This window comes from Rickettsiales bacterium (assembly GCA_035765535.1).
In the GTDB taxonomy this organism is placed as follows: domain Bacteria; phylum Pseudomonadota; class Alphaproteobacteria; order Rickettsiales; family JABCZZ01; genus JABCZZ01.
Genome location: DASTXE010000003.1, coordinates 497,650 through 522,075, shown reverse-complemented (window position 1 = coordinate 522,075; position 24,426 = coordinate 497,650). Strand labels below are relative to the sequence as shown.

The following is a 24,426-nucleotide window of genomic DNA, read 5'->3' as shown; positions in this document are numbered from 1 at the left end:
CTGAATAGTTATATAAAGGTGTTTCATTCTCCACTCAATACCATAAATGTTCACCGTGAATAAAAATAGAGAATGTAAGGTATGCATAAGCATTGCAGCTTATCATTCCTTTATTCCCTTTCTTAAACAACACACCGAAGTTTTACTGCCTACCCATTAGATTGGTTCTCCCCATGCAAACGCATGGAGTCTTTTACAATTTATCCGGGAGGAGACCATGAGATTACGTCATATATTAGCAACCGCAAGCATTCTGGGCGCCGTTTGCCTCGGATCGGCAGCCTACGCGAATAATTATTCAACCAAGGATTTCGTAGAAAAAGCAGCTGTAGCCGGCAAATTCGAGATTGAATCGAGCCAGTTGGCCCTGACTAAAGCGCATGACAGCGATGTAAAAGACTTTGCGCAGAAGATGATCGACGACCATACCGACGTCGATAAAAAATTGCATGATACTGTCGATAGCAATCATATCGACGTAAAAATTCCCGACAGCCTGGATAGCAAACATGAAAAATTGCTTGAGAAACTCAAAAAGGCTTCTGATGATAATTTTGACAGTGAATATACCGACATTCAGGTGAAGGCCCACAAGGAAGCTGTCTCCCTCTTTTCCGGCTATGCAAAACACGGGGATAATGATGCCCTGAAAACGCTGGCTAAAGATACGCTTCCCACACTGAAAGAGCATAAGAAAATGGCGGACGATCTGAAGTCCAACCAGTAAAGAAAGTAAGTTCGGCTTCAAGCCGTTTTTTTATGTTAAGCCGGTTGCCAGATTACCTGGCAACCGGCTTTTCTTTTTAGAAATGGAATCGAAGACCTAAATCCACATTATTTGCGCTCAAGCGCTTAGATGTGCGGAATCCGACATTATCAGTTGCATCTATACTGGCGCTTCCCAGATGGGTATATCCAAGAAACCATTCGGTATTAGGCATCTGCTCCAGCTGAAAATTTACGCCCGCCATGACCTGATAAGCAAAGACATCGTCATGTTCAGAGAAATTTCCGCTATTATCCGTTTCGTTGAAATGAACCGTCGCATCGCCCAAGCCTACACCCAGATAAGGCACGACCTTAAAGGGCGTATAGGCTTTGAAACTGTCGAAATCATAATAGAGATTACCCATATAGGTAAAATAGTGACTAGGTGAGATATCCCGGTATCCGCCTTGCAGTTCCGCACGGAAATCGCCGAAATCGCTAGGCAGGAATCGTACCCCCACTGCAAGATCGCCGCCGCCGCCGGTATTGTCATGGCTTGCCCATGTGACGCCACCGCTGATGCTGCCATATACATCAGACATCGGCCGGTTTGCGTTATCCGCATAGGCGGCCCCTGCCCCCAATCCTGCCAGCAGGCTGGTGGCGACCAGTAAATTTTTTACATATGATTTCATAACTCGCTCCCTGAATACAAATTAGCATGAGACTGCACCAGCACAGCTGGTTAACTGCCTTCGCGATTCTGGGAGCGAATGCATAAGAAATAAATGTTACACAGTCAGCTTAGAATAAAATCCCAATAAATCGGAACCCTAGGATTTGCCTTCCTTCTGCTGCTTTGCAGTGCGGCCCTCATGCTCTTTCTTTTTAGTATGCTTTAAGTTCTTTTTATTAGTCTCCTTGTCTTCATACTTTGAAGCACCAGCTTCGTGCAGCCCGATGGCAATCGCCTGACGCTTACTTTTCACTTTCTTGCCATGACTTTCGAGTTCACCATGTTTGTATTCATGCATGACACGTTTAACTGTTTTTTTCTGCTGTGCGGATTCTTTTGGCATATTCCCTCTCCCTTCTGCAGATGTACAAATGATCGTTTTTAATTTTACGGCACCGGCAGTAAGATTTCGTGCCTCTTGATCGCCTTTCACGTAAAGGCGCGGTAAAATCCTTGCGCAAACATTCGGATTACTTGGCCGGATGGCTATTTCTTATCTTTGCCCTTGCTTCTTCCGACTGCATCAATTCCATAAATGCCTGCAGATTCATCTGCAGAAACTGCTCCTGCGTATAGCTATGCCAACCTGGGTGTTCACGATCCTCATGCTTGGTCTTTATCCCGTAGACTCCACTTAAGGTTTCCGCCAGCAGCTCCAGCATTTTATAGCGGTAGCGCGTAATGAGAGGATGCTCCCTCTGCACTATTTCCATAATTTCATGCTTCAGACTCTCGTACAGCATTCTCACGGGTAGACGTATGGGCAGCTGGCGCTTGGGTTCATAATCCGGAATCATCAGGATACATAATTCCTTTGCATCCGGCAGGAGACGATCCTTATTGGCGGTAACACGCGAAGGAGGAGCAATTATCTGCATGGCAAACGCATCTACCGCATTTCTGCTTTTCATCGCATATGCCATTTGCCGGAAGCTCATTGTGATATCTTCCGTCAACTGCTCTGCATCACCCCCGCAGCGCTTTATTGCCTGTCTCAGGCATTCCCTTATGCCGCCGAATACCGGAAGGGTTTCCGCCTCTTTCTCCACCATGCCGATTCGCACGTTTTTATAGGCCTGTACCGCACAGCAATGCATCATCAATTCGCACACCCATCCTGAAACATGGCTTGAAGCCACAAACACAATCGGAATGCGCGCGTATTTGATACGCTGCATACAATCCTGCCCGCATTCGAGAAGAGACTCTATATAGTCACGGTCATTGTCCAGGATACTGGCAATCATCGTTTCTCCAGGTGTTTCTCCCGAATACATGCTCTCATAGCTTATAATAAGGCCATCGAACAATTTTTCGGCCTTCTCTATGCCTCGCATGAGCAGACTGAATATGCTTCGCAGATCAGGGTGCCGTTTTTCTTTTATTTCAAGACACCCAATATTATCCTCTATGTCCCACAGCCTCACAGCCTCCGATTCCATCAGCGGTTTCGTACCTGCCGTTTTACGGCATAGCGTCCATTTTTCACGCTCCAATATGCGCCTGTGGTAGAATCCGCTGAAGTCGAGGTACATTTCACCTTTATGCCGTTCGCTGTAATGACAGAATCCCTGCACTGCCGCCTGTTTGAGCAGGAATGGCACCGGTAGTTTCTGTTTTTCCATCTGCTCGCTCAGCCATGCAGGCCCCAGGCGGTCAATGATCCCGAACGGACCGTATTTCCAGCCGTAACCATTCTGCAAGGCTGCGTCGACATCCAGAATATTGTTGGCGATCTCAGGAGTGATTTGAATTGCATAGCTTAAAAGCCGCGTCAAAGTACGTATAGCAAAGCGGCTTTCCGGCGTATTTCCGGTGAGAAAACGATGGCAATGCGTGATCTGAATGGAACGCGGTTTGTAATCCCGGTACGTTCTGCTTTGTAAATCCCAGGCTTTTTTCTTGCCGTTGACGGTCATATAAAATCCCGGCTTTTCTCCCTCTGCAGCCTCTTCCGCCACTTTCAGGATCAGTTCCACCGGTGCTGAGAGCATCTGGAGCGAATCTGTGTAGGGAAGGCAAATCTGCATCAGCCCCACCACATCCGGTATCAGCTTTAATCCTATCAGATCGGCCAGCGCAAAAATCCCTGTCCGCGGAAAACCGAAACAGCCGTTCATCACGGCATCTGCCAGCTCAATGGGAAGGTTTTCCCTGGCTGCTTCTTCCATTGCGCTTAAGAGCCAATACATGCCAATACGATTAGCAATAAAGCCTGACGTATCGTGCGTGAAGATGACATTTCGCCCTAATGCGACATCGGCAAAGAGTTTGATATTCTCCACCGCCCTCACATCGTTGTAAAGATCCGCCACCATTTCCACCAGCGGCAACTGGAAAGGCGGATTATAAAAATGCGCCACGCACACACACTGCCGGAGCTCATCGCTTAAGCCTTCTTTCAACCGGTAAAGCGGGATAGCAGAGGTATTGGAGGAAATGAGCGTGCCTTTTTTAAGATAACGGACAATCCGTTTATAGACTTCCTGCTTCGTGGTCAGGTCTTCGGGCACGCATTCTATAACCCAGTCGACTCCCTTGAGCCTCATCAAATCATCTTCGATATTGCCCGGTTCAATTAATGAGTACTGACTGTCCGCAAGTGGCAAATGGTTTGATGTTCTGAGCTTCCACAAAGCGTCTTGCGCTATCTTATTACGCCCGGAAGATTTCGGTGAGGCAAGATCCAATAAAAACACCGTTGTATTGGATGCAGCAATGAGAGCTGCAATCTGGCTTCCCATCGTTCCGGCCCCAATTACGGCTACGCGCTCTATAGCTCTCATTGTTTTTTCTCTATTCATATCCACCCGCACTGCAAGACAGTATGCATTGGATTATGCTTCGACTCCTGAAACTATGCGGCCCTTTGGCATAAAAAGGCTACAATGTTTTTCTCCGCGTCCGACAGCTCAGGAGCGCGGCTCCCGAAATGGCAGGATCTTACCTGCCGCACTTGTGGCCGGGTCCAGATCGTTCTTTGCTGTCGATGATTTGGTAACTACTGAGGAAATACCGGTCTCATTATGTTCTATATCTTTTCTTGGGCCAGGCTTTTTAGGTGCTTCTTCAGTCTGCCCGGAAGTGTTTAATACGTCATTCATAGGAATGCCCCTTCCCTTTGTATTTAGTGGCTATAATGAAGGTGAGGAGGCAGCCGAAGCTGCCTCCTCTACTCGCTTAGTAGCGATCATCGCGATTGCGGCGAGCATATCTTTCCTGCTCGTAACGTCCGCCACGGTTCCCGTAAGAACGGTGGGATGAATGTTCACCCCATCCACGGCGCGCCGCTTCGGAATGGCCTTCGGAATCGCCGAACCAGCCGCTGTCACCATGGTTGGGATTGTCCCAGCCGCGACGAGCTGCCTGAGAATGGCCTTCAGAGTCACCAAACCAGCCGCTCGGACCGTGATTGGGGTTATCCCAGCCGCGACGGGATGCTTCGGAATGACCTGCCGAATCGCCGAACCAGCCGCTGTCACCATGGTTAGGATTGTCCCAGCCTCTCTGGGCTGCTTCAGAATGGCCTTCCGAATCGCCGAACCAACCACCATGACCACGACCGCGGCCATAGCTTTCCTCGCTGTAACGTCCCTGATTACGACCACGGGAATAGCTCCGCTCGCTGCGACCATAACGATCGTCATCATCTTCGCTCATGAAGCGGCCGTATTCATCACGCGGCCTCCTGGAAGCGCTGCGCGAACGATTGTCATATTCATCGCGGTCATAATCATGGCTGCCGCGATAGGAGGAACGTCCATGACGCGAATTATCGTTGGAGTAATCGTCATCATATTCATATCGTCTTGCTGAATTCCTAGGCATAAAACACTCCTTATCTTAGTAGTGGTGAAGAAACGGAATTATTTTCAGACGCTATACAGCCGCAACAGCCGTTCAATGCGCTTTAGAAAGCGCTTAAGATCACTATGCAATTAGCGGCATTGACTGGCAATCAAGGAATGGTATTGCCACGTTTTGACATGAAAAATGTCTGAAAAATATTTCCGCTCTGGAGACTCCAGAGACCCACAAGCTAACTGTTGCTCAGTAAAAACTCCGTAACAGTTTTTTGTACGAATAATAAAATAATTGTAAAGCTTCGCCTTTGCTTACCAATTCTTTTACAGACTATTAGAATTTTTATAATTACCGGGTACGCATTCCCTAGCATTTTAATTCAATGCGCCTGATCATTCCTGCGAGCTCTTATGTCACCTTAAAGGGCGGTCGCTATTATCGGAATCTGATAGCGTCTTTATTCATCCAGATTGAAAGAGGCATCCTATGAAAAAGCATTTACTTATTATTAGCGCGTTCCTGCTGGCGTCCGCATCTACGGTCGCCGTAGCGCAGACATCGCAGACAACCGGAACTTTCGGCAATACGCGCTCCAACGGATCTGCCACCCCGTCCAATGGCACGAACACCGGCAATAGCGGCACTCTGCCCTCCCAGAACGGGTTCAATAACAACTCGACGAATAATGGTGTGAATAACGGAACCGGAACGACCAACTCCACAACCGGTACCGGCACTTCGGGCACTGGAACTACCGGCACCGGCACCACGGGAACGGGTATGTCCGGAACAGGCGGCACCAGCGGTAGCGCTTCCGGCTCCGCCGGCGGTACAGGTGCAGGCGGCTCGGGCGGTGGCGGCGGCTCCATGGGCGCCGGACATTAATTCATCCAGGCAGGTGGTGTGCCACATCACCTGCCTGATTTTATCAATGACTGTTCGTATCCAACTTATCAGCCTGGGCTTTGTTTTCCTTTAATTGCGGTAAGGCCCCTGCAGCAAAATTTCTTAAATCCGCATTATCCCCTTTTTCGGCATATTCCGAAAAAAGCACAACCATTTCCTTGTCCGTATCCTGCTGCATACGGCTATATTCATTATTGAAATTATCCGTCACCAGCGGCTCCAGCTTTTTCATCATGTCCTGATGCGCCTTATCCATATCTTTCTGCGCAGCCCCCATTGTGCTTTGCTTATAGGTCGTCAGGGTATTGAGTATTTTCGTCTGGCTTTCGATCATCATCTGCGCGTATTGTTTAACATCTTTATTCTGAGATTTTTCCAATGCCAGTTTACTTGACTCCACTTCGAATTGACTGTTGCTAATCGCCTTGGTTAAGAAATTTTCCGAAGAAGCAGATGCGGAAGCTGCAATGGCATCAGCCCCTACCAGCGTACCCATTCCCACTGCCGCCAGTGCGATAAATTTTTGTATTCTCATAAGTCATTCCTCCCTTAATAAACCGTGCTTCTCCCTTCTCTCTTTAAGATGCTGTGCATAAAAACACTGCCTCTAATTTATATGGAATTATAAGGGGATAATAAACTGCAGACATCGAAATATTATCACTTTTTTATACTTTCCCGTTATCGCAGTACCGCAATTTTATGTCACAATTTGTACCGTGGGTTCTCGTTTTACGAGTGGATTTATGTAACTAGAGAACAGACAAGGAGTTTATCATGTTTAGGAAAGATTTCAGCAATGGCATGGCCAATCACACCGTAGAATGCGTGCGCCGTTACGTGCACGAAACTCCTCCTTCTACTTTAGCCATCATCGGTGTGCTGAGCTTTGCCCTTCTGGTTTCAGCCAGTGCCCATCTGTGCGGGCGCAGCCGTCGCAGAAACGAAGAAGAATGCGAGCAATAAATCTAATTACCGTTTTTATCAACCTCAAGGAGACTATTACTATGAAAAAACTAGCCCTTCTTACTGCTGCTTGTTTGCTTGCCGCATCCCCCGCGGTTATGGCGCAGACGGAAAATGACCAGGATGTCAAATCCGATGTCAATGCCATTAACAAGGACAATGCAGCACTGCAGAAAGATCGCGACCGCCTGGCTCAGCATCGCCAGGATAAAGCAATGGACAAAGCAACCGATAGCTACGGCAGCCAGGCTGTAGACAGCACCAAGATCGGCGCGGATAAAGCTGCCATCGGTGAAAAGGAAGCTGAAAAGTCCGTCGATAAAAAGATCCTGAAACATCATAAGAAGAAAATGAAGCGTGAAAGCGATACGTCCGGAAACCAATAATCACTTCCGGAAAATCATTTGACCATTATCCCAAAGGAGACGTCTTATGCATGTTTCAACAATACGTAATCTGGCGGCCCTGGCACTTGTTCTTGTAAGTGTGTCGGCATGTTCATCCCATTGCACATGTCCGCCTCAGACCCAACCCCAGACGACCATTGTCCAGCCATCCCACTAAAACCGGGATAGCAAAAGAAAGGGCGTTTTCCTTATCGGAAAACGCCCTTTTTATTGGGCTGACTTATTTTCAGTCAGCAATTTTCCACGTTCCGTCTTCTGTACGGCAAGCTGTCCCGCTAGCACGGTGCTTCTTTCCTTCAATGTAGATAGTCTGTGTATATTCACGGCATAGGCTTCCATCATCTGCGTGGTAAGATTTACGAGGCGTTATATAACCGCGATGGCCGCTATCCGCGTTCTTCCAGCTCTGTCTGTGACCGGTTTCCATGGCATGCTGTGCAGCACGGTCATATTCAGCGCGGTCCGCATTATCCAGCGACTTACCGATGCTATTACCCAGAATACCACCCAGCAATCCGCCACCGATCGTCGCGATTACCTGCCCTGTTCCTCCACCGATCGTGCTTCCCAGTACACCGCCAGCTACTACGCCTGCCGCAGTTCCGACATCGGTTTTGCTCAGTGCGCCGCCATTTTCAACACCGCGTCCCGGCGCTCCGTTAGGTTCAGTACATCCTCCGAGGATGGAGGCTACCAATAAACATGAAATTATTTTCTTATGTTTCATAGTCATTCTCCTTATAGGGTTATATTCGTATGAATAGGTGAAGCTGTTCTTAGAACCTCGATACGATGACTATCCCTATACAAAAAAGCTATACGGGTTGAATCGGGAATTTTATAAATTTATCATAAGGATATTTCCCCTTATTGGGCGTATATAGCGTGAAAATTACCACTTTCTTATTGTATATGCGTTCCATCCGCATTCTTATTTAACTCCTGCCTCTATACAATTGATCCTGTTCCCAATTCAGAAAAGTAATTATGAGGAGGAAATATGCTTAGTTGGATCATCACATTCTTTATTCTCGCAATTATTGCGGGATTTCTTGGATTCGGTGGATTGGCAGGCGCATTTGCGCAGGTTGCACAATTCCTGACAGGTTTATTCGTTATCCTGTTCCTCGCCAGCCTGATTTATAACCTTGTTTCAGGCCGAAGAACTACTCCCCCTTTATAAGGGATAAGAACACAGCAAAAAAAGAACCGGCTGTTTTCAACCGGTTCTTTTTTTGTCTGGATTAATGTAATGCGGGATGAATTTTATCAGGATGCATTCTTTTCTATTACCTTATCGTCTTCCATATATTCCATACGGTAGCCAATGCCGGTTTCGGCCATGATAAGATTGGCAAGATCAGGGCGCACCTTCAGCTTGTCACGCAGCTGTCTCACATACACGCGCAGATACTGTGTATCTTCCGCATGAGCAACACCCCAGACATGTTTCAGGATCTGCTTGTGCGTAAGCATTTTGCCGCGATTGGACATGAAGTAACGCAACAACTCATATTCCTTGGGAGTAAACGGAATCTGCTTACCGTCAATATAGACCTTATGCTTGACCAGATCCATACGAATGGCGCCGTTTACAATATCCGGCTCGCCCGTATCCCTGATCGCAGATTTTCTGAGATTCGCATTAATACGCGCCACCAGTACTTCGATACCGAATGGCTTTACGATATAGTCATCGGCGCCGATATTTAAAGCATGCGCGATACTTTCATCTTCTGAGCGGACGGTAAGCACAATAATCGGAACCTGGGACCATTCGCGTATGGCGGTGATCACTTCCATCCCATCCATATCGGGCAGCCCCAGATCCAGTATTATCAAATCGGGTTTGATGGATGCCGCCAGCCGTATCGCTTCTTTTCCAGCTTCACTCTCGGTTACCTTGAACTCGGAAACCTCAAGAAAAATATTTAGCATCTTACGAATTTCGGGTTCATCATCAACGACGAGAACTACATTTCTTTTTTCATGCATAAAATTCTTACATAGTTGTGCCAGAACAGGTTTAGTACTAAACCCTTGAAAACATAAAAAGACCTACCGGAAAACCTACAAGAAAATAAAAATACGATAAAAATCCTTCTTAGACAGCATCTTTCGCATGCGTGATCTCTGCCTGCATCACGTCCGTGCGGGCGGTTGTAAATGCCGCGATACAGCTGGAAAGGTAGAATCGCCACATTCTGATGAAATGTTCGTTATAACCTAGCTTGCGTACTTCCGCTTCATGCGCATTGAATCTGGCCATCCAGTGCCCGACGGTGCGCGCATAATCCTGTCCGAAGGTAAACATTTCCTTGCATACAAGTCCAGCTCTTTCCACATGTGAGCGAAATACCGGTCGCGACGGAAGCATTCCGCCCGGGAAAATATAGGTCTCTATAAATCCTTGCTTATCGTGCGTTCTTTCAAACACATGCTCATCTATGGTGATGCTCTGGATCATCGCCTTGCCGCCTGGGCGAAGGCGCGCCTTTACCGTGTCAAAGTAAGTGGGCCAGTATTGCTCTCCCACATGCTCAAACATGCCGATGGATACGATATGGTCGAAAACACCTTCCACCTGCCGGTAATCGATCAGTCTAATCTGCGCGTACTCTTCCAGACCGGCCTGCTTTATTCTTTCTTCAGCCAGCGCTTTCTGTTCGTCGGAAATCGTGACGCCGGTGACTTTTATCCCTTTACGCGCGGCCGCCATCGCAAATGCACCCCACCCGCAGCCGATCTCTAGAATATGGTCTCCGGCCTTTGCACCAAGTTTGGTCAGAATACGGTTGTATTTGGCCTGTTGCGCATCTTCCAGCGTCATGTCGATCTCCCCGCCGAACAGACCACAGGAATAGGTCATGCTCTCATCCAGCCACAGCTTATAGAAATCATTTCCAAGGTCATAATGCGCCTGCACATTCTGCCTGCTCTTACGAATGGTGTTCGTGCGCAGCACGCTCGTCAAATAGGTAAAGAACGCATAGATAGGCCTACCATAGAAATAACGCTCCAGCACCTCTGCATTAGCCAATCCAAACACCAGCAGAGATACGAGATCGCGAGAGTCCCATAATCCTTCCATATAGGCTTCCGCAAATCCTGTCTCGCCCTTGGTGATAAACCTGTCCAATGCGCTCCAGTCATGGATCTGTAAATCCGCCGCCGCACCGATCTGGGGACCAACAAACTTATGAATCCTGCCATCCGGTCCCTGCACAGTAAGCTGACCGTATTGCGCTCGTCCAAATGCTCTCATAATCGGGTGAAGCGATTCCCCCCGTGCTGGTTTTTCCGGCTGAATCTTCGTATCGAGCAATATATCTTCCATAGAAGAAGTCTGGGACTCGGTATTCATAATGATCTTATCTCCTGAGAATGGAACATTGGTAATTCGTAGGCCGGTATTATCCGTTTAACACCGTACCCCCGTTAGGATGCAATACCTGGCCTGTCATGTAAGACGCATCTTCCGATGCCAGGAATATATAACATGGCGCGACTTCATCAGGTTGGCCAGGCCTTCCCATAGGAGTATCGGTTCCGAATTTTGCGACATGTTCTTCATCGAAGCTTGCGGGAATAAGCGGTGTCCAGATGGGGCCAGGCGCGACCGCATTGACACGTATATTTCTTTTCACCAGCGACTGTGAAAGCGAGCGAGTGAATGTGACAATAGCTCCTTTGGTGGCGGAGTAATCGATAAGCTCCTTATTGCCTTTATACGCGGTTACCGATGCCGTGTTGATGATGGAGGCGCCTTCTTTCATATGTTTCAGCGCTGCACGCGACAGGTAAAACTGGGAAAATAAATTGGTACGAAATGTCCGCTCCAGCTGTTCGTGCGTGATATCGTACAGATCCTCCTGCACATGCTGCTCGGCAGCATTATTAACCAGAATATCGAGTTTTCCGAATTGCTGAACGGTGCGTTCAATTGCATCGTCACAAAATTCCCGGTCCCCAATGTCGCCTTCCATCTTCAGGCATTTTCTGCCTTCCGCTTCCACCAGCTTGCAGGTTACGTCCGCATCATCATCTTCATTCAGATAGATAATTGCGATATCTGCCCCTTCTTTTGCGAATCCTATCGCCACCGATCTTCCTATCCCGCTGTCGCCACCGCTAATAAGCGCCACTTTGCCTTTCAGCTTGCCGGCCGCTTTATAATTCTTCATTTCGTTCTGCGGTTTGGGATGCATTAATTTTTCGCGTCCCGGCTGTTCGTCCTGATGCTGTTCAGGAAGGGATTTCATTGCTTTTTGCGGCATAACATTCTCCTTTTTTCTGTATTAAGCACGATTCTTAATCGAAAAATTATTTTAGAGACGGCATGATCCTCCTATGAAGGAGGGATCATTATGACATCGCAGAAAAAGCCTTACCAGAAAGTGCAAGACGATAAATATTCACACGATGATCCGGAACGCTTGCAACGGCAAAATAAAACAGAAAATACCAAGAAGATCGGAAAGATTATTAAACAGAAACAGACCGGTCATAAGCAGGATTAATAGGCTTAGATCAGCCGCATATCCGCAATTTCTGCTTACATAACTTTTCCGGAAAAACTACTTCCGGTATCAAATACTCTCTTTCTGCATATTATGCAAGTGAGGCATTCTCCCCTTATCTTGCAAAGGGGAGAATGCTGATGGATAGTCTCAGGCTACCTTCTTGGCGTTGGCATTGGCCGCACCCTCATGATTGCGCCCTTCATGAGCACCATGCCCCTGATGTTTTCCTGCCTGACGGGAACGACCGCCCTCCGTAGCATTGATATCGATCCGGCGCGATCTTGATCCTTCAGATGCCATACGCTTCTGGAGCGTAACGGTGAGAATGCCGTTTTTCATCTGCGCGTCGACCGTCTCGTGATCCACATCTTCAGGCAAGGAAAGCACACGCTGGAACGCACCGTAAGAGCGCTCCATGCGATGGTAATTGCGATTCGTGTTGTTATCGCCGCTTTCAGCACGCTTTTCACCTGAAATGACCAGCATGTTTTCCGGGGTCACTTCCAGACGCAGATCGCGTTCATCCATACCCGGCACTTCTACCTGGATATTATATTCTTCATCGGTTGAAGTAATGTCGATATGCGGAGAACGGAACATCATGTTCTGCAAGCCGGTCATACCGTTCATCATTGCGGGTGCGGTAAAATGCTGGAAAGTAGTGTCGAACATACGTTCCATTTCCTGAAAGAAATGCGACATCGGCGCGAACAGCCCCGACATATTTCCTAATGCCTGATTCTGCGTTGCCCGCATGTTTGAAGACGGCAAATTATCATGCCTTGTCCAATCCCATTTTTTATTCTGCATATTGTATCCCTTTCTTTAAACCTAAATATAAAACCGATATACGCACCGCATATACCACCACACCCTGCCCGTATGACCGGACAGGTAGTCACTTCCTGCCAAGCAGGAGAAGAATCATTCATGATGGGAAATTTAAGGCGAAGGCGCGGCAGGAGTATGGTAGCCGATCAAGACATAGGCAATATACCATAAGGCTGCCAGCGCCAGGATTACCGCAAGCGCCATCAGCATTTTGTTATTTTGCCGTATCTCCTTTTTATCCTCTTTTCGCGTATCCATGCTTCCCGCCTTACACGCTAATAAGTGCTCGGCGGATCGCTTGCCGGAAAGCTGTCGCTTACCATTTTGTCGATCTTGCGTTCACTCATTTTATGACGTAATTGCTTGTCCTCCTGAATCGGCTTTACCGATCCGCCTTTCCATCCATCGATAAAATCAGATATGAATTTTAAGATGCTCATAATGATTAATCGCCGGGAGGATGAGAACATCCCCCCGTGCGCTCCTATGTGTTGTTAATCGCGTGAAGACCTGCGGTAAGGACGATCTTCATAATCCTCATCTCTGTCGCGATAGCCTTCCGAACCGCGGCTGCCGTAGGAAGACGAGCCATAACCGCGTGAGGGTTCTCCATACCAGTCGCGATCTATGTTGCCGCGTGAGCTGTAGCCACCACGGGACTGACGACGGTAGTCATCGCCATAGGCTCCTTCACCGTATCCCTCATTAAACCTGCGGCTATTACGCTGCGAACGGTATCCTTCGTCTTCATACCTCTGCGGCTCATTATACCTACCCTCTGAAGAGCGGGTGTAATAATCACGGTTGGACGGGGAACGATCACGATAATCATCGCGATAATCATACTCTTCCTGACGCTGGCGCGGAGCATAATATCTGTCTTCGTCGTACCCTCTGCGCGAGCCTTCACCCGACATTGGGATTACGCGCGAACGGCCATAATTCTGCTCGCGATCCGATTCATAACGGTTCCGGTCTCCGCTGGAGCGCCCATAATATTCCTCATCGCGTGAACGGCCATAACGCTGGCGGTCATCACCGTAATCGTTCCATTCGCTCCGGCGGCTATTTTCGTCTCGCTGGCTGCTGCCATAGCGCCTGCTGTCTTCGCGATCCGATGAAGAGGAACGACGACCCGACTGATCCCTCTCATTATCACGCGAGCTATTTCTGCTCTTACCATATTGCTGGCCTTCTTCTTCCTCGTCGGAAGAATCTGTGGAAGAGGAGGATGAAGCCGTTTTAGAAGCAGAGGATGAACGTTTATTCTTATCCTTGCTGCTCGTTCCTTCGTCTTCTTCATTTGTATTTGCAGCAGTCGTAAGGGACGTGCTGTCGTTATCCTGCGAAGTGGTATCGTTCGTGTCTTCGCTGCTCTGATCGCCCGTCAGACTCGTTGTTTTATCGTTTTGATCGTCAGTGCTGGTGCTTGACTTCTTCGAATAATGTTTGGTCATATACCTCTCCTTGCGAGTAATAGATTCGTAATCGCCGCGCAATGGCGGAAATTAAGAAATATGAAAGACTTGGCTTTATGCTGATAGGCGTAGAAAGATTCTTGGAAGACGCCTCGCTTCCGATATTTAAAATAAGTATCACCGGCTGAATAAAATTGCCGTCTCTTGTTTCAGGGGGGAGATAAAGAAGCGGTAAAATGAATTTTTATGAAGCATTGCCCGCTCAATACTTATGGAATATTTATTTGTATGGGGGCAGAACCTAAGCTAAGATTTATATTTCCCTCGTTAGATTCCAGAGTGCCTGTTTGAGTCAAGATTGTCTTCTTTTGAAATTTCATTATTACAGGAGTGCTCACGGTGAAAGAATCAACTTTACGTTCTGATTCCCTCCCATGCGATCAGGAAGAAAGCTTCCAGGGCACTATCCTGCTCGTGGAAGATTACCAGCCCAATATATTAGTCGCGGCGATAATGCTTGAAAATATGGGCTTTAAAGTTGAATCCGTTGATTCCGGCCTGCTTGCTGTCGAGAAAATAAAAGAGTGTATCGTACCTTATACTGCCATTCTGATGGACATCCGGCTCTATGATATGGACGGCCTGGAGACTACCCGTGCCATACGCCAGCTGGAGAAAGAAAAACACTTCCGCCAGCCTATTCTGGGAATGACGGCACACACTTTAGGGATCCATCATACAAAATGCTTGGAAGCGGGAATGGACGATTATATCAGCAAACCTATTAATTTTGACACACTGGCCCGGAAATTATCCCACTTCTCTTCCTCACATTGAGCATGTCTTTATTTTGTCTTTTATCAATTACACAACATCTTTATTTCGACTCCGATATGGTTTTATCATACGCATCATGATGTTCTTTGTGTTATGTCAGAGTTGTCCCTAAAAACATTTGAATATTCGGAGTTTTTTAACACGGAACGTGAGCGTATCCAGCGGCAGATGTTTCTGGCTATTTCTCATGACCTGAAAACCCCGCTTGCTTCGATTATAGGTTCGCTGGACATTTATATGCATACCTACCAGAAGCTCTCCCCCGAAACACAGCTTTCCCTGTTGAATACTGCGTTGCAGCAGGCAGTGCGACTGGATAATTTTATTACCAATATTCTGGATATGTCCAAGCTGGAAAGCGGTATGGTGAAACCGCATAAGCAATCATTCGATCTGCTTTTGATGCTGCAGGAATGTATTATTACGCTTTCCCCCACCCTCCAGAATTCCAGCGTCCATCTCCATGAAATTCCCGAACCCGTTCTTATTACGAGCGATCGCCTGCTATTACACCGCGTTATTTTTCTGCTGCTGGATAATGCAGTTAAATATGGCGGCAGACCTTCCGTAATCCATATTTCATATGGTGTGGACGAAGCAGGTGATGCCTATATACACGTACAAGATAATGGTAAAGGAATAGAAAGCGCGAGAATGGAAGAAATATTTTCCAAATATACGCGCTTTGTTAAAAGTGACCGCCAGGTTGCAGGAACCGGGCTTGGGCTTCCCATTTCCCGCGAAATCATGCGCTTACTCAATGGCACAGTCACCGTGACTAACCATAAGGATAACGGCTCCGTCTTTACCGTGCGCCTTCCCGTCCAATAATTAATGCCTGACGACATCCATTACCCGGTTACTGAATTCCCTGGAATCGTTCTGAGGCGGCATCTTTCTGAAGTCGCCACGCAGTGCTTTTAGCGCATAGCGCTCCTCATCAATTTCCGTCTGTGTTCTTACACCAAAACGACGCCATACAGGCAAGGGCGGGCACCAGCCGTTGACGGCATGATATAACAGGAACCCTCCCACAAATACGGGCAGAAGAAGCCAGCGCTTATGAGACAGCGCACCAAGCAGTACGCTTCCTACCGCCACCGCACCGGCATTGGCTTCCAGCGTGCGCTCTATGTCCCATTCCCGCTCAAGCTGCTGCAGCCTTTCATCTATTTTCTCCGGATGCCTTGCATAATAGCTTATCCTACGCTCCATGCGGCGGCGAATTTTATTGTTCACTTTCTGAGCGGTATGCATAGGAACGCGGTTTACTGTGCTGGGAATCATAGCGAGCCTCCGTCTTCTGTTATTCCTGAGCCTGTTATGCTAGCAATATCCATCGTAGATTTTCCATTCAAGGTTGCACCTTACAGGTAAAATTTCTATAAACTTCGCTAGGATGGCGCAGATTTATTGTGAGCGCTGAAATCGAATATAGCTACCCCTTCCTTATTAGTAGGAAGTTTTAACACTGCGGGGTTTTGCAGTGTTTTGATCGTATCGTCATAACCGGACTGCCAATGCGCTTTCATGCTCAGGCGTGAGAACTCAAAGTCCTTAGAGTAGCCTTCATAATCCTTATTGTGGTAAATCAGGTGCACAATATTGTACAGATGGTCGTTCACATGCTGCTTCAACAGACCGACTTCCGGTAGTTTCTGCAGCTCCGGCGGAAGTTTTTTAATAAGGCTGGAAATCTGGTGCGATAGTTTATGATGCTCTTTGAACCGGTCCGTATTGGCGCGTGTGCGGCTTGAATACTGAATATCCTTCTGGCGCGTATATACGTCTGCGATGTTGTGAGGAAAGTTATTGCTGGAAGCGCTCCACAGATCGACCTGGAATACAAGCGTATCCATATATATCTTGCTGTCTACAATCCATTGCAGCGGTGTATTGGAGATCAGGCCGCCATCCCAGTAATGCTTACCGTCAATCTCTATCGGCGGAAAGCCGGGCGGTAATGCCCCGCTTGCCATGACATGTTCGGGAGTAATGCGATGTTCCTGATTATTAAAATCCATGAAATTACCGGTCTCGACGTTCACCACCCCCACGTTGAACCGGATATCGTCATTATTAATACGGTCAAAATCTACAAGCCGCTCCAGCGTTGATTTCAGCTTTTTGGTATCGTAGAAGCTGATAGCTGCCTTTGAGCATTTCTCCGCTATGAATGGATTGATAAAACGCGGTGTAAAGAAGCCGGGAATGCCATTGAATATTGTATTCATAGCACTCATGAAATTAATCGCCTGATGGCGCGCATTGTCACGCACTAATAACGACCGGAAATCTTCCGGATAGTACCATAATTCATCTATGGTCACCGAATGCCAGAATTCCCTGAGTTTATTCACTCTCTCATTAGGAGCATTGCCTGCAATAATAGCAGCATTAATAGCTCCGATGGATATTCCCGCCACCCAATCCGGCTCGACATCCGCCTCTGCGAGCGCCTCATAAACTCCTGCCTGATAGGCCCCCAGCGCGCCACCTCCCTGCAGTAACAGGGCGACGCATTCAAACGGATGACGAGCATCTTTTTTATGTTTATGCGCATGCTGGTGACTACTTGCCATATACTTACGGGCCTTTTACTTAGAGAATAAATACAGCGCTGCAATATCTGCAGGCCGGTCCTACGCTATGAATGCAAAAATAAGAAAACCATAAGGAATAAGGGTGCTTCAGATTAAAAGATACATGCCGTATTACAGGCTTTCAGACACCTCTTCATAGTCTTATGCCAATTTTACGGCTGGCCGCCCTCAAAGGCATATTATTTTTACCTCCATTATAGGATATTATTCAGAATATCTTGTCTTCACCTTAACTTAACAGGAGGGTTTTATGACTACCGTTGCAGGAATTTTTGATAGCCGAATTGAAGCTGAAAGGGCTTTTTCCTTACTTCTTGAACAGGATTTCCGGAAGGAAGATATAAGCTTGCTGATTTCGGATAAAGCACGTCACACCATTTTCCCGCCGCCGGTTAATGATGAAGGCGAGCGTGCTACACGCGGTGGCGCAGCAGGCGCATTATTTGGCGGTTCGATCGGCGCACTGGTTGCCGGCCTGACTGCCGTAGGCAATATCGTTGTTCCCGGTATGGGGTTACTGGCTTCCGGTCCGCTTACCGCTATTCTGGCCGGGCTTGGAACCGGCGCCGTTGCAGGTGGCCTAAGCGGTGCTCTTATCAGTGCCGGTTTTGCCGTCGATGACGCCAAAAAATATGAGAATGAAGTCAAAAGAGGCAAGGTCGTTCTTATCGTCCATACAACGGACGAAAGGAAGGATGCTGCCCGCACTATCATGCAGACTTCGAACGCTACGACAAAAGTAGCTTAACGCATCCCCAGTGTGGAGGATCTATGCGTAGAATTAACTACGATCAGGAAGAAGTGGGTACGGGTAATACCGCTACCCACTTCGCTACGGATGTCTCTGTAGAGCAGAAGTTCGGCAATATGCAGAATGCTTACAAAGAAGGATTTATCGGTAGTGATGATCAGCGCATGGAAACAGTGGCTGTTACAGGCCGCCCTCCACAGGGGGATGAGCCTATGCTTACCGATCCGTCCGGTGTGCGCGATATGCAATGGGACATGGCGGATTAACTTCCTCTGATTCAAAGGAGAGAATATGCGTCATTCTACAATCTGCAGCATTATAGGCGTATTAGCCACCACCGCTGCTCCTTTCTCAGTCCTGGCCAATGATAACCGTGCAGTGGTACATGATGCACGGCATGGCGTTCTTCATGATAGCATGTTCGGTACCTGCGTCCGCACCAAATGGGATACGGGTCAGGATGAGTGCGCGCCAAAAGTTGTTGTCGCTCCGCTACCGCGTCGTGAAATTGCAGAAGAAGACAGAACTGTCTATTTTGACTTTAACAGTGCCCGGTTAATGGATAGTGAGCGCCGCAAGCTCGACAGCCTCACCAATATACTCCGGTCCGATACGACCATCCGGGATGTCAGGATTGCAGGTTTTGCTGACCGCATGGGCAGCACGACTTATAACCGTAAGCTTTCAGAAAAAAGAGCAAAGGCGGTTGAACAATATCTGCATGATCATGAGTATCTGAACACGCAACTCGCAAAAACGCGCTGGTTCGGCAAAGAATATCCGACAGCTAATTGCCCTGCAAAACTTAAACGCCAGGCACTTATCCGTTGTCTGCAGCGGGACCGCAGAGTGGTCATTGAGATCGATTATATCGTTGAGCAGAATACTCCTCCGGCTCCAGTTCAGTAAAACTCCTTTATACAAGCAGGTAAAAAATCAGGGCATGCGGGTTAATCCGCATGCCCCTTTCTTTAATTCTCCAGCCTGTTATTAACCAGCCTGGGAACGACGCTGAGTGCGGTTTTGCGGTTCCACTTCTCCGCGTAGATATTGCAGCGTACCATAAAGATGACGGTGCAAATCACCTGGTTTGCGGGCGGTAATAAATTGTCCGTCTTCCACCAGTGCTTCATCCACATAGGTTGCACCTGCTTCCGTGAGTTCTTTACCCACTTCCGGCCATGCAGCCATCTGCTTACCCTTTACAAGCCCTGCAGAAATCAGAACCTGTGGCCCGTGGCAGACCGCTGCGATCGGCTTGCCGTTTCTGGCGAATTCCTTTACGAAAGCCAGAACATCTTCGTTTTTACGCAACTCCGACGGGGCCTTTCCACCCGGCAGATAAAGCAGTTCGTAATCCGCTGGCTTCACCGCCGTTATCGCTTTGGTTTCGCTTAGTCCTAAATCGTGCTTTCCGGCAAACTTTCCGCCGTCCGGTGTCACGACATCCACTGTGTAACCTTCTTCCGTCAGGCGGTAATACGGATAGAAGAACTCAAGGTCTTCCGTATTATCAGCAGTGATCATCACCACCTTCTTATTCTTCTTCAGCCTTTCCGGAATGGGTGCCACTTTATAAGTGTCTTCTTTCTTTTCGTTATTATTGGAAATTTTATCGAGCAAGCTCATAGCGCCTCCTTTAATTATGTTTGTGGAGCGGCCGGAATATGAAAACATCCGGTCATATGCTACGGGATAGGTCTGTCATGTTTATACATAACTCCCGAGCCTACACACTCTGCGCTCATGCATAAAAAATATAGGCGTATGAAGACGGCAAGGATAAAAATGCAATTAACCTATTATACAATATACTGATATATATTGTGTTTTTACCATTTATTTATGAATTTTCTTTCTCCTCCTATCGCTTCTTTAAATGTAAAAGCGGATAATAATTTTTGTTGGTTATTATATTCATTATCAAAGGAGAATGACCATGAGTGTCAAAGGTGCAATTAAAGAAGGCGCCGGTTTTGTCAAAGAGGAAACCGGTGAAATGTTCAATGATGATAAAATGGCTAAAGAAGGGCGTGAGCTGCGTAACCAAGGGCGTGCCGAAGACGGCAAGGCTCCGAAGGTAACAAAGCCCGGCACGACTGACCGGTAAGACCGGCTAAGCCAAAAAACCGGAGCGCTCTTTGGAACGCTCCGGTTTTTTATATGCTAAACTCAGCTATTCTTTTCACTCCAGGATTTGAGTTCCTTCCACCATTCTTCCACTTTTGCGCTTGCCTTATTCATCATGGATGGGTCGCGCTTCTGAATGGTTTTATCCAATATATCAATTTCCTTTTCCAGCTTGCTCACCTTCTTATCCGGCTCGCTCCGGGTTTTTGCATATTCATTCAAAGCCGACTTCGCATTATGCAAGGTATAACGCGCGCCGCCGTAATTATTCTGCCGCAGAAGAACGCGCGTCAGGTAAATATTATCCTGCAGCCGCGTGAAAGGCTGTTCTTGTGAAGAGACCGCATGAATGGATTCATTCAGCAAATTCGCCAGTTCCGTTTGTGCTTTGCTGTAATCTTTCTGAGCAACATCGTTCTGCGCATTATGAATACGCTGCGTGGATTTATCGGGATCGATAGCTATATTCACCAGCACCAGCTTCACATCGCTCACCGCCATGCCTTTCTTGGAAGACCAGAAAGGTCCCTGTTTATAGGTCCGCACGGCATAGGTATCGTCTGCAATGGGAATATAATAGCTATGGCTGTCGCCGTAGAACACGCGTCCGAATACGGCCCCATTCATTTCCATATAATTTTTGATGCTGTGAATTTTATCCAGCTCCTGCGCTGCCAGGTCCAGATCCGTGTTGGCATCCTGTATATCCTTGTCATCCAGCGCAGCCTGCGCTTCGGATGCATAGCCCAGAATTTTTCTGGCCGAATATTCGAATTCGCTGTTTCCCTGCGTTGTATTGAGCGGAGTCACTTCCTGCGCATCGGCCGCCACTACCTGCGTAGCTCCCATTGCCGTACATGCAGCCAATGCATAGGCATATAAGCTTCTGGTTTTCATCCTATTCTCCTTTCCATTATGATAGGTATGCCATTAGCGCAAATGCCATATCAGATTCCAATAGAGAGGAGCTTTTTGTTTATAAGGATGAGGTAAAATATGATACTTGATATTTTACCGTTATTTCTCCCTTTCCAGAGGATCCGCCGGAAGCGTTCTGGTCTTAGTTAAAGACCATACCAGCAGGAAAACCCATCCGATGATCGTCCAGCCAAATATTACATTCAGCATGAATATCCTCACCTGATCGCCCTTGCGATAGGTAACCGCCAGAATACTGGGAAGAAAATGAAGAAAGAACAGTACAACCCCTATTGCAATCAACGCAAACGGGTTTATTGAAAAAATAAACTTATCTATTTGTTCATATGTCGTCATTTTTCTAGCGTCCATATGGTATTATAGATTCACCATTTATTTTAGGATAACCGGAATAAAAAATACGCAGCCTCTTTCTCATTACAGGATAAAGAACCGGTTAATCCCACCTCAAACTCCGCTACTTACGATTTCTTTATTCTTTCTCGGCATTGGCTCGGCTTTAATTTTTATTTCCGATTTTCTATCCTTTTGTGCGTGCCGAAAGCGTATTCACTTACAGGGGAGATGGAATATGACCGCAGAAAATCATGAATGTATTACATTATGCTGGGAAGCCCGGACTACATGCCTGGATACGCTGATGAATCATTGCCTTGTGAAAGGTGGCGCCCATGTGGATGCCGACCATGTAAAAATCATGCTGGATTGCATTGAGCTATGTCAGGTTACCGCCGATTTCCTGAAACGGGGCTCTGAACTGCACCGGGCTGTCTGCACTGCCTGCGCGAGCGTGTGCGAAGCATGTGCGCGTTCCTGCGAAATCGTGGGAAAAGACGAAAAGATGAAACATTGCGCGGAAGTCTGCCGTCGCGCGGCGGAAGCCTGCCAGCAGGAAGGCCGTAAACTCAACCGTGCAGCATAGGTAAGGCATGTCCAAATATCAGGAACCTAAATGGGAAACTGTCCCGGTCAGTGACGGCGGCCAGATGCGCATGTTTGTCGTGCGCACCGGCGCTCCGGTCGACAAAGCCCCTGCAGTCATCATTTTCCATGAAGCGTTCGGCGTCAATGCGCATATTCAGGAAACGGCAAAACGCGTAGCCGCCTTAGGGTATACCGCTGTCGCACCTGAGCTGTTTCACCGCACCGCCCACGGTTTTATCGGTGATTACGATAATCTGGGGAAGTCCAAACCGCATATGGATGCGATTACGCATACCGACCTCGAAAACGATATCCGCGCCGCTTATCACTGGCTGGATGCCGATAAACGGATCGATAGTAAACGCATAGCCGTCACAGGATATTGTTTCGGTGGGAAAGTGGCTTTCATCGCCAATAGCATTCTTCCGCTATGCGCTGCCATCAGCTATTATGGCAGCAGCATTCCTTCCGTTCTTTCCGATTATGCAGACAGCCAGAGGGCGCCGCTGCTACTGTTCTGGGCAGGACAGGATAAGCACATTAATACCAGCCTGCAGCATTCCATTGCCGAAGTCTTACGCAAAAAGAACAAGACTTTTCGCAATGTGGAATTTTCAAACGCCGGTCACGGTTTCTTCTGCCCGGAGCGAAAAACTTACGATGCCGATGCCGCAGGTGAAGCCTGGGCGATGCAGGCCGTATTCATGCATAATCATCTGCAGGAAAAGCAAAGCTCAGCTTCGGTCAGCAGCCGTCTTCAGGCAGCGGTATAACTCCTCGATATACACTCCCATATCGATTAGCGCCGCACAGACCAGCACGGCGATTACATAAAATTGCGGCAAAGCATGCCGTTTCCAATGCAGCGAGAAATCCGCAGTGGCATCTCCTGTTCCGATCAGCGCGGAAAATTGCTCCCAATAGATGCAGCATAAAAGGCTGAATGCCATGAATGGGAGTACTTCAAGGAAACTGTGCGTGTGCTGTTCGAGCGTCGTGATTTTACGGCGTGGGTCCGCATATTCCAGATCCCAGATGGCCGTCAATTCATGGAGCATCAGCAGCACTAACATAAATGCCAATACTAAAGCGTTAATCTCCAGAAAAAGCCCCGCAAGTAACGCTATGCCCGCTTCGATAAACATCAGCAGGTGAAGGATCGATTCCCTGGTGCCGGAAGTATGCTCTATGCCTGCTTTCTTATGGCACCACCAGTCCAGCACTCCGACTGCAAGCCAGACAGGAATCAGTGCATAAAGCAATATGATGTCCGCCGGATTCGACATACTACCCTATCAGAATCGCCCGCCCATTCTTCTGGAAGGAGGATAATTGATCGTTTTCACCCAGTGTACGTATCTATCGATAAAGCCCTGCAGGAACTGTTTCGTCCCCTCTCCTGCCACGTTTCCTTCACTATCGATCATCGCGTCCTTGCCGCGCAAATAGAGTTCCGGCTGTTCCATCAGCACTCCTTTCAGACGCTTGAGGAGCTGACGCAGGCTATGCTTGGCTTCCACACCTGTGCCGCCACCGGAAGTACCGCATATCGCAACAGGTTTACCGGCAAAAGCGTTCTGGTTATAAGAACATCCCGCCCAATCTATGGCGTTTCTTAATGCGCTTTGCACTGTGGTGCCATACTCGGGAGTCACAATCAAAACAGCATCTGCGTTGGTGATTTCTTTTTTGATGCGCATTGCTTCAATGGGGAAATTGGTATTATCCGCATGATGGTAAGGAGGTAGATCATTGATGGAAAGCATCTGTGCTTCGAATTTGTCGGCTCCCAGTTTAACCAAGGCCTTCGCCATTTTATGATTAGGCGATTCCTTCCGTGAGCACCCGACGATAATCGCAAGTTTAAATCCGCTCATAAATCCGTCCTTTCCAAGGTGTGCACTTATTGTACAGTTCAATTCTTAGAAAGGCGGTGCAGCTAT

The 24,426-nt window shown here is 47.7% G+C and carries 35 protein-coding genes; 14 read left to right on the top strand and 21 right to left on the bottom strand.

The features are described 5' to 3' along the window. The first annotated feature begins 217 nt into the window (after positions 1-217). Positions 218-727 (top strand): DUF4142 domain-containing protein, encoded by a 510-nt coding sequence (locus VFT64_05530; protein HEU5047290.1) that lies wholly within the window; start codon positions 218-220, stop codon positions 725-727. Between the two features lie 76 nt (positions 728-803). On the opposite strand, the gene VFT64_05525 is transcribed toward VFT64_05530, so the two are convergent. The 5 genes from VFT64_05525 to VFT64_05505 form a co-directional block, all read right to left on the bottom strand. Then, positions 804-1,403 (bottom strand): hypothetical protein, encoded by a 600-nt coding sequence (locus VFT64_05525; protein HEU5047289.1) that lies wholly within the window; start codon positions 1,401-1,403, stop codon positions 804-806. Positions 1,404-1,541: 138 nt separating this feature from the next. Continuing rightward, complete coding sequence (locus VFT64_05520) at positions 1,542-1,787, bottom strand: DUF6496 domain-containing protein (protein HEU5047288.1); 246 nt, start codon at positions 1,785-1,787, stop codon at positions 1,542-1,544. A gap of 127 nt (positions 1,788-1,914) precedes the next feature. Then, positions 1,915-4,230 carry a 3-hydroxyacyl-CoA dehydrogenase NAD-binding domain-containing protein gene (locus VFT64_05515; GenBank protein HEU5047287.1) on the bottom strand — a complete coding sequence of 772 codons (2,316 nt, stop codon included), beginning with the start codon at positions 4,228-4,230 and terminating at the stop codon, positions 1,915-1,917. Between the two features lie 126 nt (positions 4,231-4,356). Beyond that, positions 4,357-4,548, bottom strand: a complete 192-nt coding sequence (locus VFT64_05510; GenBank protein HEU5047286.1) for a hypothetical protein — start codon at positions 4,546-4,548, stop codon at positions 4,357-4,359. 76 nt (positions 4,549-4,624) lie between these two features. Beyond that, positions 4,625-5,272, bottom strand: a complete 648-nt coding sequence (locus VFT64_05505; GenBank protein HEU5047285.1) for a hypothetical protein — start codon at positions 5,270-5,272, stop codon at positions 4,625-4,627. 462 nt (positions 5,273-5,734) lie between these two features. Here VFT64_05505 and VFT64_05500 point away from each other — a divergent pair, with 462 nt between their 5' ends. Then, the gene (locus VFT64_05500; protein HEU5047284.1) at positions 5,735-6,133 is read left to right on the top strand and encodes a hypothetical protein; all 399 of its coding nucleotides are present in this window, start codon (positions 5,735-5,737) and stop codon (positions 6,131-6,133) included. A 43-nt stretch (positions 6,134-6,176) separates the two neighbouring features. On the opposite strand, the gene VFT64_05495 is transcribed toward VFT64_05500, so the two are convergent. Further along, positions 6,177-6,689, bottom strand: coding sequence for a DUF4142 domain-containing protein (locus VFT64_05495; GenBank protein HEU5047283.1), 513 nt, complete (start codon positions 6,687-6,689; stop codon positions 6,177-6,179). Between the two features lie 242 nt (positions 6,690-6,931). Between VFT64_05495 and VFT64_05490 the strand changes: the two genes are divergently transcribed. After that, positions 6,932-7,120, top strand: coding sequence for a hypothetical protein (locus VFT64_05490; GenBank protein HEU5047282.1), 189 nt, complete (start codon positions 6,932-6,934; stop codon positions 7,118-7,120). A 41-nt stretch (positions 7,121-7,161) separates the two neighbouring features. Beyond that, the gene (locus VFT64_05485; GenBank protein HEU5047281.1) at positions 7,162-7,506 is read left to right on the top strand and encodes a hypothetical protein; all 345 of its coding nucleotides are present in this window, start codon (positions 7,162-7,164) and stop codon (positions 7,504-7,506) included. A 247-nt stretch (positions 7,507-7,753) separates the two neighbouring features. Here VFT64_05485 and VFT64_05480 read toward each other — a convergent pair whose 3' ends face one another. Further along, positions 7,754-8,254 carry an RT0821/Lpp0805 family surface protein gene (locus tag VFT64_05480; GenBank protein ID HEU5047280.1) on the bottom strand — a complete coding sequence of 167 codons (501 nt, stop codon included), beginning with the start codon at positions 8,252-8,254 and terminating at the stop codon, positions 7,754-7,756. A gap of 273 nt (positions 8,255-8,527) precedes the next feature. On the opposite strand from VFT64_05480, the gene VFT64_05475 reads away from it, so the two are divergent. Next, the gene (locus VFT64_05475) at positions 8,528-8,710 is read left to right on the top strand and encodes a DUF1328 family protein (protein HEU5047279.1); all 183 of its coding nucleotides are present in this window, start codon (positions 8,528-8,530) and stop codon (positions 8,708-8,710) included. Positions 8,711-8,796: 86 nt separating this feature from the next. Here the strand turns inward: VFT64_05475 and VFT64_05470 are convergent, their stop codons facing one another. From VFT64_05470 to VFT64_05460, 3 genes are all read right to left on the bottom strand, one after another. After that, positions 8,797-9,522: a response regulator transcription factor gene (locus tag VFT64_05470; GenBank protein HEU5047278.1), complete on the bottom strand. Its 726-nt coding sequence runs from the start codon at positions 9,520-9,522 to the stop codon at positions 8,797-8,799. A 109-nt stretch (positions 9,523-9,631) separates the two neighbouring features. Continuing rightward, positions 9,632-10,891, bottom strand: coding sequence for a cyclopropane-fatty-acyl-phospholipid synthase family protein (locus VFT64_05465; GenBank protein HEU5047277.1), 1,260 nt, complete (start codon positions 10,889-10,891; stop codon positions 9,632-9,634). Between the two features lie 49 nt (positions 10,892-10,940). Next, a complete protein-coding gene (locus VFT64_05460; protein HEU5047276.1) occupies positions 10,941-11,804 on the bottom strand; it encodes an SDR family oxidoreductase in 864 nt (287 codons plus the stop codon). Positions 11,805-11,894: 90 nt separating this feature from the next. Here VFT64_05460 and VFT64_05455 point away from each other — a divergent pair, with 90 nt between their 5' ends. Beyond that, positions 11,895-12,047: a hypothetical protein gene (locus VFT64_05455; GenBank protein HEU5047275.1), complete on the top strand. Its 153-nt coding sequence runs from the start codon at positions 11,895-11,897 to the stop codon at positions 12,045-12,047. 150 nt (positions 12,048-12,197) lie between these two features. On the opposite strand, the gene VFT64_05450 is transcribed toward VFT64_05455, so the two are convergent. From VFT64_05450 to VFT64_05435, 4 genes are all read right to left on the bottom strand, one after another. Further along, a complete protein-coding gene (locus VFT64_05450) occupies positions 12,198-12,860 on the bottom strand; it encodes an Hsp20/alpha crystallin family protein (GenBank protein HEU5047274.1) in 663 nt (220 codons plus the stop codon). A 132-nt stretch (positions 12,861-12,992) separates the two neighbouring features. Next, positions 12,993-13,139 carry a hypothetical protein gene (locus VFT64_05445; protein ID HEU5047273.1) on the bottom strand — a complete coding sequence of 49 codons (147 nt, stop codon included), beginning with the start codon at positions 13,137-13,139 and terminating at the stop codon, positions 12,993-12,995. A 17-nt stretch (positions 13,140-13,156) separates the two neighbouring features. Next, on the bottom strand, positions 13,157-13,321 hold the full coding sequence (locus tag VFT64_05440; GenBank protein HEU5047272.1) for a hypothetical protein: 165 nt from the start codon (positions 13,319-13,321) through the stop codon (positions 13,157-13,159). Between the two features lie 54 nt (positions 13,322-13,375). Continuing rightward, entirely contained in the window at positions 13,376-14,338 is a 963-nt protein-coding gene (locus VFT64_05435) for a hypothetical protein (protein ID HEU5047271.1), read from the bottom strand. A gap of 360 nt (positions 14,339-14,698) precedes the next feature. Here VFT64_05435 and VFT64_05430 point away from each other — a divergent pair, with 360 nt between their 5' ends. After that, positions 14,699-15,136 (top strand): response regulator, encoded by a 438-nt coding sequence (locus tag VFT64_05430; protein ID HEU5047270.1) that lies wholly within the window; start codon positions 14,699-14,701, stop codon positions 15,134-15,136. Between the two features lie 93 nt (positions 15,137-15,229). Beyond that, complete coding sequence (locus tag VFT64_05425; protein ID HEU5047269.1) at positions 15,230-15,967, top strand: ATP-binding protein; 738 nt, start codon at positions 15,230-15,232, stop codon at positions 15,965-15,967. Here VFT64_05425 and VFT64_05420 read toward each other — a convergent pair whose 3' ends face one another. Further along, positions 15,968-16,423 (bottom strand): DUF2892 domain-containing protein, encoded by a 456-nt coding sequence (locus VFT64_05420; GenBank protein HEU5047268.1) that lies wholly within the window; start codon positions 16,421-16,423, stop codon positions 15,968-15,970. Positions 16,424-16,530: 107 nt separating this feature from the next. Next, the gene (locus VFT64_05415; protein HEU5047267.1) at positions 16,531-17,718 is read right to left on the bottom strand and encodes a DUF3734 domain-containing protein; all 1,188 of its coding nucleotides are present in this window, start codon (positions 17,716-17,718) and stop codon (positions 16,531-16,533) included. Between the two features lie 271 nt (positions 17,719-17,989). Between VFT64_05415 and VFT64_05410 the strand changes: the two genes are divergently transcribed. Genes VFT64_05410 through VFT64_05400 form a run of 3 tightly spaced genes read left to right on the top strand, consistent with a single transcriptional unit; the run spans position 17,990 to position 19,399 of the window. Next, entirely contained in the window at positions 17,990-18,487 is a 498-nt protein-coding gene (locus tag VFT64_05410) for a hypothetical protein (protein HEU5047266.1), read from the top strand. Between the two features lie 23 nt (positions 18,488-18,510). After that, the gene (locus VFT64_05405) at positions 18,511-18,756 is read left to right on the top strand and encodes a hypothetical protein (GenBank protein ID HEU5047265.1); all 246 of its coding nucleotides are present in this window, start codon (positions 18,511-18,513) and stop codon (positions 18,754-18,756) included. Between the two features lie 25 nt (positions 18,757-18,781). After that, positions 18,782-19,399, top strand: coding sequence for an OmpA family protein (locus VFT64_05400; protein ID HEU5047264.1), 618 nt, complete (start codon positions 18,782-18,784; stop codon positions 19,397-19,399). 81 nt (positions 19,400-19,480) lie between these two features. Here the strand turns inward: VFT64_05400 and VFT64_05395 are convergent, their stop codons facing one another. Continuing rightward, complete coding sequence (locus tag VFT64_05395; GenBank protein HEU5047263.1) at positions 19,481-20,119, bottom strand: type 1 glutamine amidotransferase domain-containing protein; 639 nt, start codon at positions 20,117-20,119, stop codon at positions 19,481-19,483. A 310-nt stretch (positions 20,120-20,429) separates the two neighbouring features. Here VFT64_05395 and VFT64_05390 point away from each other — a divergent pair, with 310 nt between their 5' ends. Beyond that, positions 20,430-20,600 carry a hypothetical protein gene (locus tag VFT64_05390; protein HEU5047262.1) on the top strand — a complete coding sequence of 57 codons (171 nt, stop codon included), beginning with the start codon at positions 20,430-20,432 and terminating at the stop codon, positions 20,598-20,600. A gap of 62 nt (positions 20,601-20,662) precedes the next feature. Here VFT64_05390 and VFT64_05385 read toward each other — a convergent pair whose 3' ends face one another. Together VFT64_05385 and VFT64_05380 are read right to left on the bottom strand one after the other, a co-directional pair. Beyond that, entirely contained in the window at positions 20,663-21,517 is an 855-nt protein-coding gene (locus VFT64_05385) for a YfdX family protein (GenBank protein ID HEU5047261.1), read from the bottom strand. A 120-nt stretch (positions 21,518-21,637) separates the two neighbouring features. Continuing rightward, positions 21,638-21,895, bottom strand: coding sequence for a superinfection immunity protein (locus tag VFT64_05380; protein HEU5047260.1), 258 nt, complete (start codon positions 21,893-21,895; stop codon positions 21,638-21,640). A gap of 235 nt (positions 21,896-22,130) precedes the next feature. Here VFT64_05380 and VFT64_05375 point away from each other — a divergent pair, with 235 nt between their 5' ends. Continuing rightward, the gene (locus VFT64_05375; GenBank protein HEU5047259.1) at positions 22,131-22,481 is read left to right on the top strand and encodes a four-helix bundle copper-binding protein; all 351 of its coding nucleotides are present in this window, start codon (positions 22,131-22,133) and stop codon (positions 22,479-22,481) included. Positions 22,482-22,488: 7 nt separating this feature from the next. Further along, positions 22,489-23,256: a dienelactone hydrolase family protein gene (locus VFT64_05370; GenBank protein ID HEU5047258.1), complete on the top strand. Its 768-nt coding sequence runs from the start codon at positions 22,489-22,491 to the stop codon at positions 23,254-23,256. On the opposite strand, the gene VFT64_05365 is transcribed toward VFT64_05370, so the two are convergent. Together VFT64_05365 and VFT64_05360 are read right to left on the bottom strand one after the other, a co-directional pair. Continuing rightward, a complete protein-coding gene (locus VFT64_05365; GenBank protein ID HEU5047257.1) occupies positions 23,218-23,769 on the bottom strand; it encodes a hypothetical protein in 552 nt (183 codons plus the stop codon). The two genes, VFT64_05370 and VFT64_05365, sit on opposite strands and share 39 nt — an antisense overlap. 9 nt (positions 23,770-23,778) lie before the next feature. Further along, entirely contained in the window at positions 23,779-24,360 is a 582-nt protein-coding gene (locus tag VFT64_05360) for an NAD(P)H-dependent oxidoreductase (protein ID HEU5047256.1), read from the bottom strand. Between the last annotated feature and the right edge of the window lie 66 nt (positions 24,361-24,426).

Coding starts and splice junctions, on each gene's coding strand:
- VFT64_05530 (HEU5047290.1), top strand. CDS start 218: ATGAGATTACGTCATATATTAGCAACCGCAAGCATTCTGGGCGCCGTT.
- VFT64_05525 (HEU5047289.1), bottom strand. CDS start 1,403: ATGAAATCATATGTAAAAAATTTACTGGTCGCCACCAGCCTGCTGGCA.
- VFT64_05520 (HEU5047288.1), bottom strand. CDS start 1,787: ATGCCAAAAGAATCCGCACAGCAGAAAAAAACAGTTAAACGTGTCATG.
- VFT64_05515 (HEU5047287.1), bottom strand. CDS start 4,230: ATGAGAGCTATAGAGCGCGTAGCCGTAATTGGGGCCGGAACGATGGGA.
- VFT64_05510 (HEU5047286.1), bottom strand. CDS start 4,548: ATGAATGACGTATTAAACACTTCCGGGCAGACTGAAGAAGCACCTAAA.
- VFT64_05505 (HEU5047285.1), bottom strand. CDS start 5,272: ATGCCTAGGAATTCAGCAAGACGATATGAATATGATGACGATTACTCC.
- VFT64_05500 (HEU5047284.1), top strand. CDS start 5,735: ATGAAAAAGCATTTACTTATTATTAGCGCGTTCCTGCTGGCGTCCGCA.
- VFT64_05495 (HEU5047283.1), bottom strand. CDS start 6,689: ATGAGAATACAAAAATTTATCGCACTGGCGGCAGTGGGAATGGGTACG.
- VFT64_05490 (HEU5047282.1), top strand. CDS start 6,932: ATGTTTAGGAAAGATTTCAGCAATGGCATGGCCAATCACACCGTAGAA.
- VFT64_05485 (HEU5047281.1), top strand. CDS start 7,162: ATGAAAAAACTAGCCCTTCTTACTGCTGCTTGTTTGCTTGCCGCATCC.
- VFT64_05480 (HEU5047280.1), bottom strand. CDS start 8,254: ATGAAACATAAGAAAATAATTTCATGTTTATTGGTAGCCTCCATCCTC.
- VFT64_05475 (HEU5047279.1), top strand. CDS start 8,528: ATGCTTAGTTGGATCATCACATTCTTTATTCTCGCAATTATTGCGGGA.
- VFT64_05470 (HEU5047278.1), bottom strand. CDS start 9,522: ATGCATGAAAAAAGAAATGTAGTTCTCGTCGTTGATGATGAACCCGAA.
- VFT64_05465 (HEU5047277.1), bottom strand. CDS start 10,891: ATGAATACCGAGTCCCAGACTTCTTCTATGGAAGATATATTGCTCGAT.
- VFT64_05460 (HEU5047276.1), bottom strand. CDS start 11,804: ATGCCGCAAAAAGCAATGAAATCCCTTCCTGAACAGCATCAGGACGAA.
- VFT64_05455 (HEU5047275.1), top strand. CDS start 11,895: ATGACATCGCAGAAAAAGCCTTACCAGAAAGTGCAAGACGATAAATAT.
- VFT64_05450 (HEU5047274.1), bottom strand. CDS start 12,860: ATGCAGAATAAAAAATGGGATTGGACAAGGCATGATAATTTGCCGTCT.
- VFT64_05445 (HEU5047273.1), bottom strand. CDS start 13,139: ATGGATACGCGAAAAGAGGATAAAAAGGAGATACGGCAAAATAACAAA.
- VFT64_05440 (HEU5047272.1), bottom strand. CDS start 13,321: ATGAGCATCTTAAAATTCATATCTGATTTTATCGATGGATGGAAAGGC.
- VFT64_05435 (HEU5047271.1), bottom strand. CDS start 14,338: ATGACCAAACATTATTCGAAGAAGTCAAGCACCAGCACTGACGATCAA.
- VFT64_05425 (HEU5047269.1), top strand. CDS start 15,230: ATGTCAGAGTTGTCCCTAAAAACATTTGAATATTCGGAGTTTTTTAAC.
- VFT64_05420 (HEU5047268.1), bottom strand. CDS start 16,423: ATGATTCCCAGCACAGTAAACCGCGTTCCTATGCATACCGCTCAGAAA.
- VFT64_05415 (HEU5047267.1), bottom strand. CDS start 17,718: ATGGCAAGTAGTCACCAGCATGCGCATAAACATAAAAAAGATGCTCGT.
- VFT64_05410 (HEU5047266.1), top strand. CDS start 17,990: ATGACTACCGTTGCAGGAATTTTTGATAGCCGAATTGAAGCTGAAAGG.
- VFT64_05405 (HEU5047265.1), top strand. CDS start 18,511: ATGCGTAGAATTAACTACGATCAGGAAGAAGTGGGTACGGGTAATACC.
- VFT64_05400 (HEU5047264.1), top strand. CDS start 18,782: ATGCGTCATTCTACAATCTGCAGCATTATAGGCGTATTAGCCACCACC.
- VFT64_05395 (HEU5047263.1), bottom strand. CDS start 20,119: ATGAGCTTGCTCGATAAAATTTCCAATAATAACGAAAAGAAAGAAGAC.
- VFT64_05390 (HEU5047262.1), top strand. CDS start 20,430: ATGAGTGTCAAAGGTGCAATTAAAGAAGGCGCCGGTTTTGTCAAAGAG.
- VFT64_05385 (HEU5047261.1), bottom strand. CDS start 21,517: ATGAAAACCAGAAGCTTATATGCCTATGCATTGGCTGCATGTACGGCA.
- VFT64_05380 (HEU5047260.1), bottom strand. CDS start 21,895: ATGACGACATATGAACAAATAGATAAGTTTATTTTTTCAATAAACCCG.
- VFT64_05375 (HEU5047259.1), top strand. CDS start 22,131: ATGACCGCAGAAAATCATGAATGTATTACATTATGCTGGGAAGCCCGG.
- VFT64_05370 (HEU5047258.1), top strand. CDS start 22,489: ATGTCCAAATATCAGGAACCTAAATGGGAAACTGTCCCGGTCAGTGAC.
- VFT64_05365 (HEU5047257.1), bottom strand. CDS start 23,769: ATGTCGAATCCGGCGGACATCATATTGCTTTATGCACTGATTCCTGTC.
- VFT64_05360 (HEU5047256.1), bottom strand. CDS start 24,360: ATGAGCGGATTTAAACTTGCGATTATCGTCGGGTGCTCACGGAAGGAA.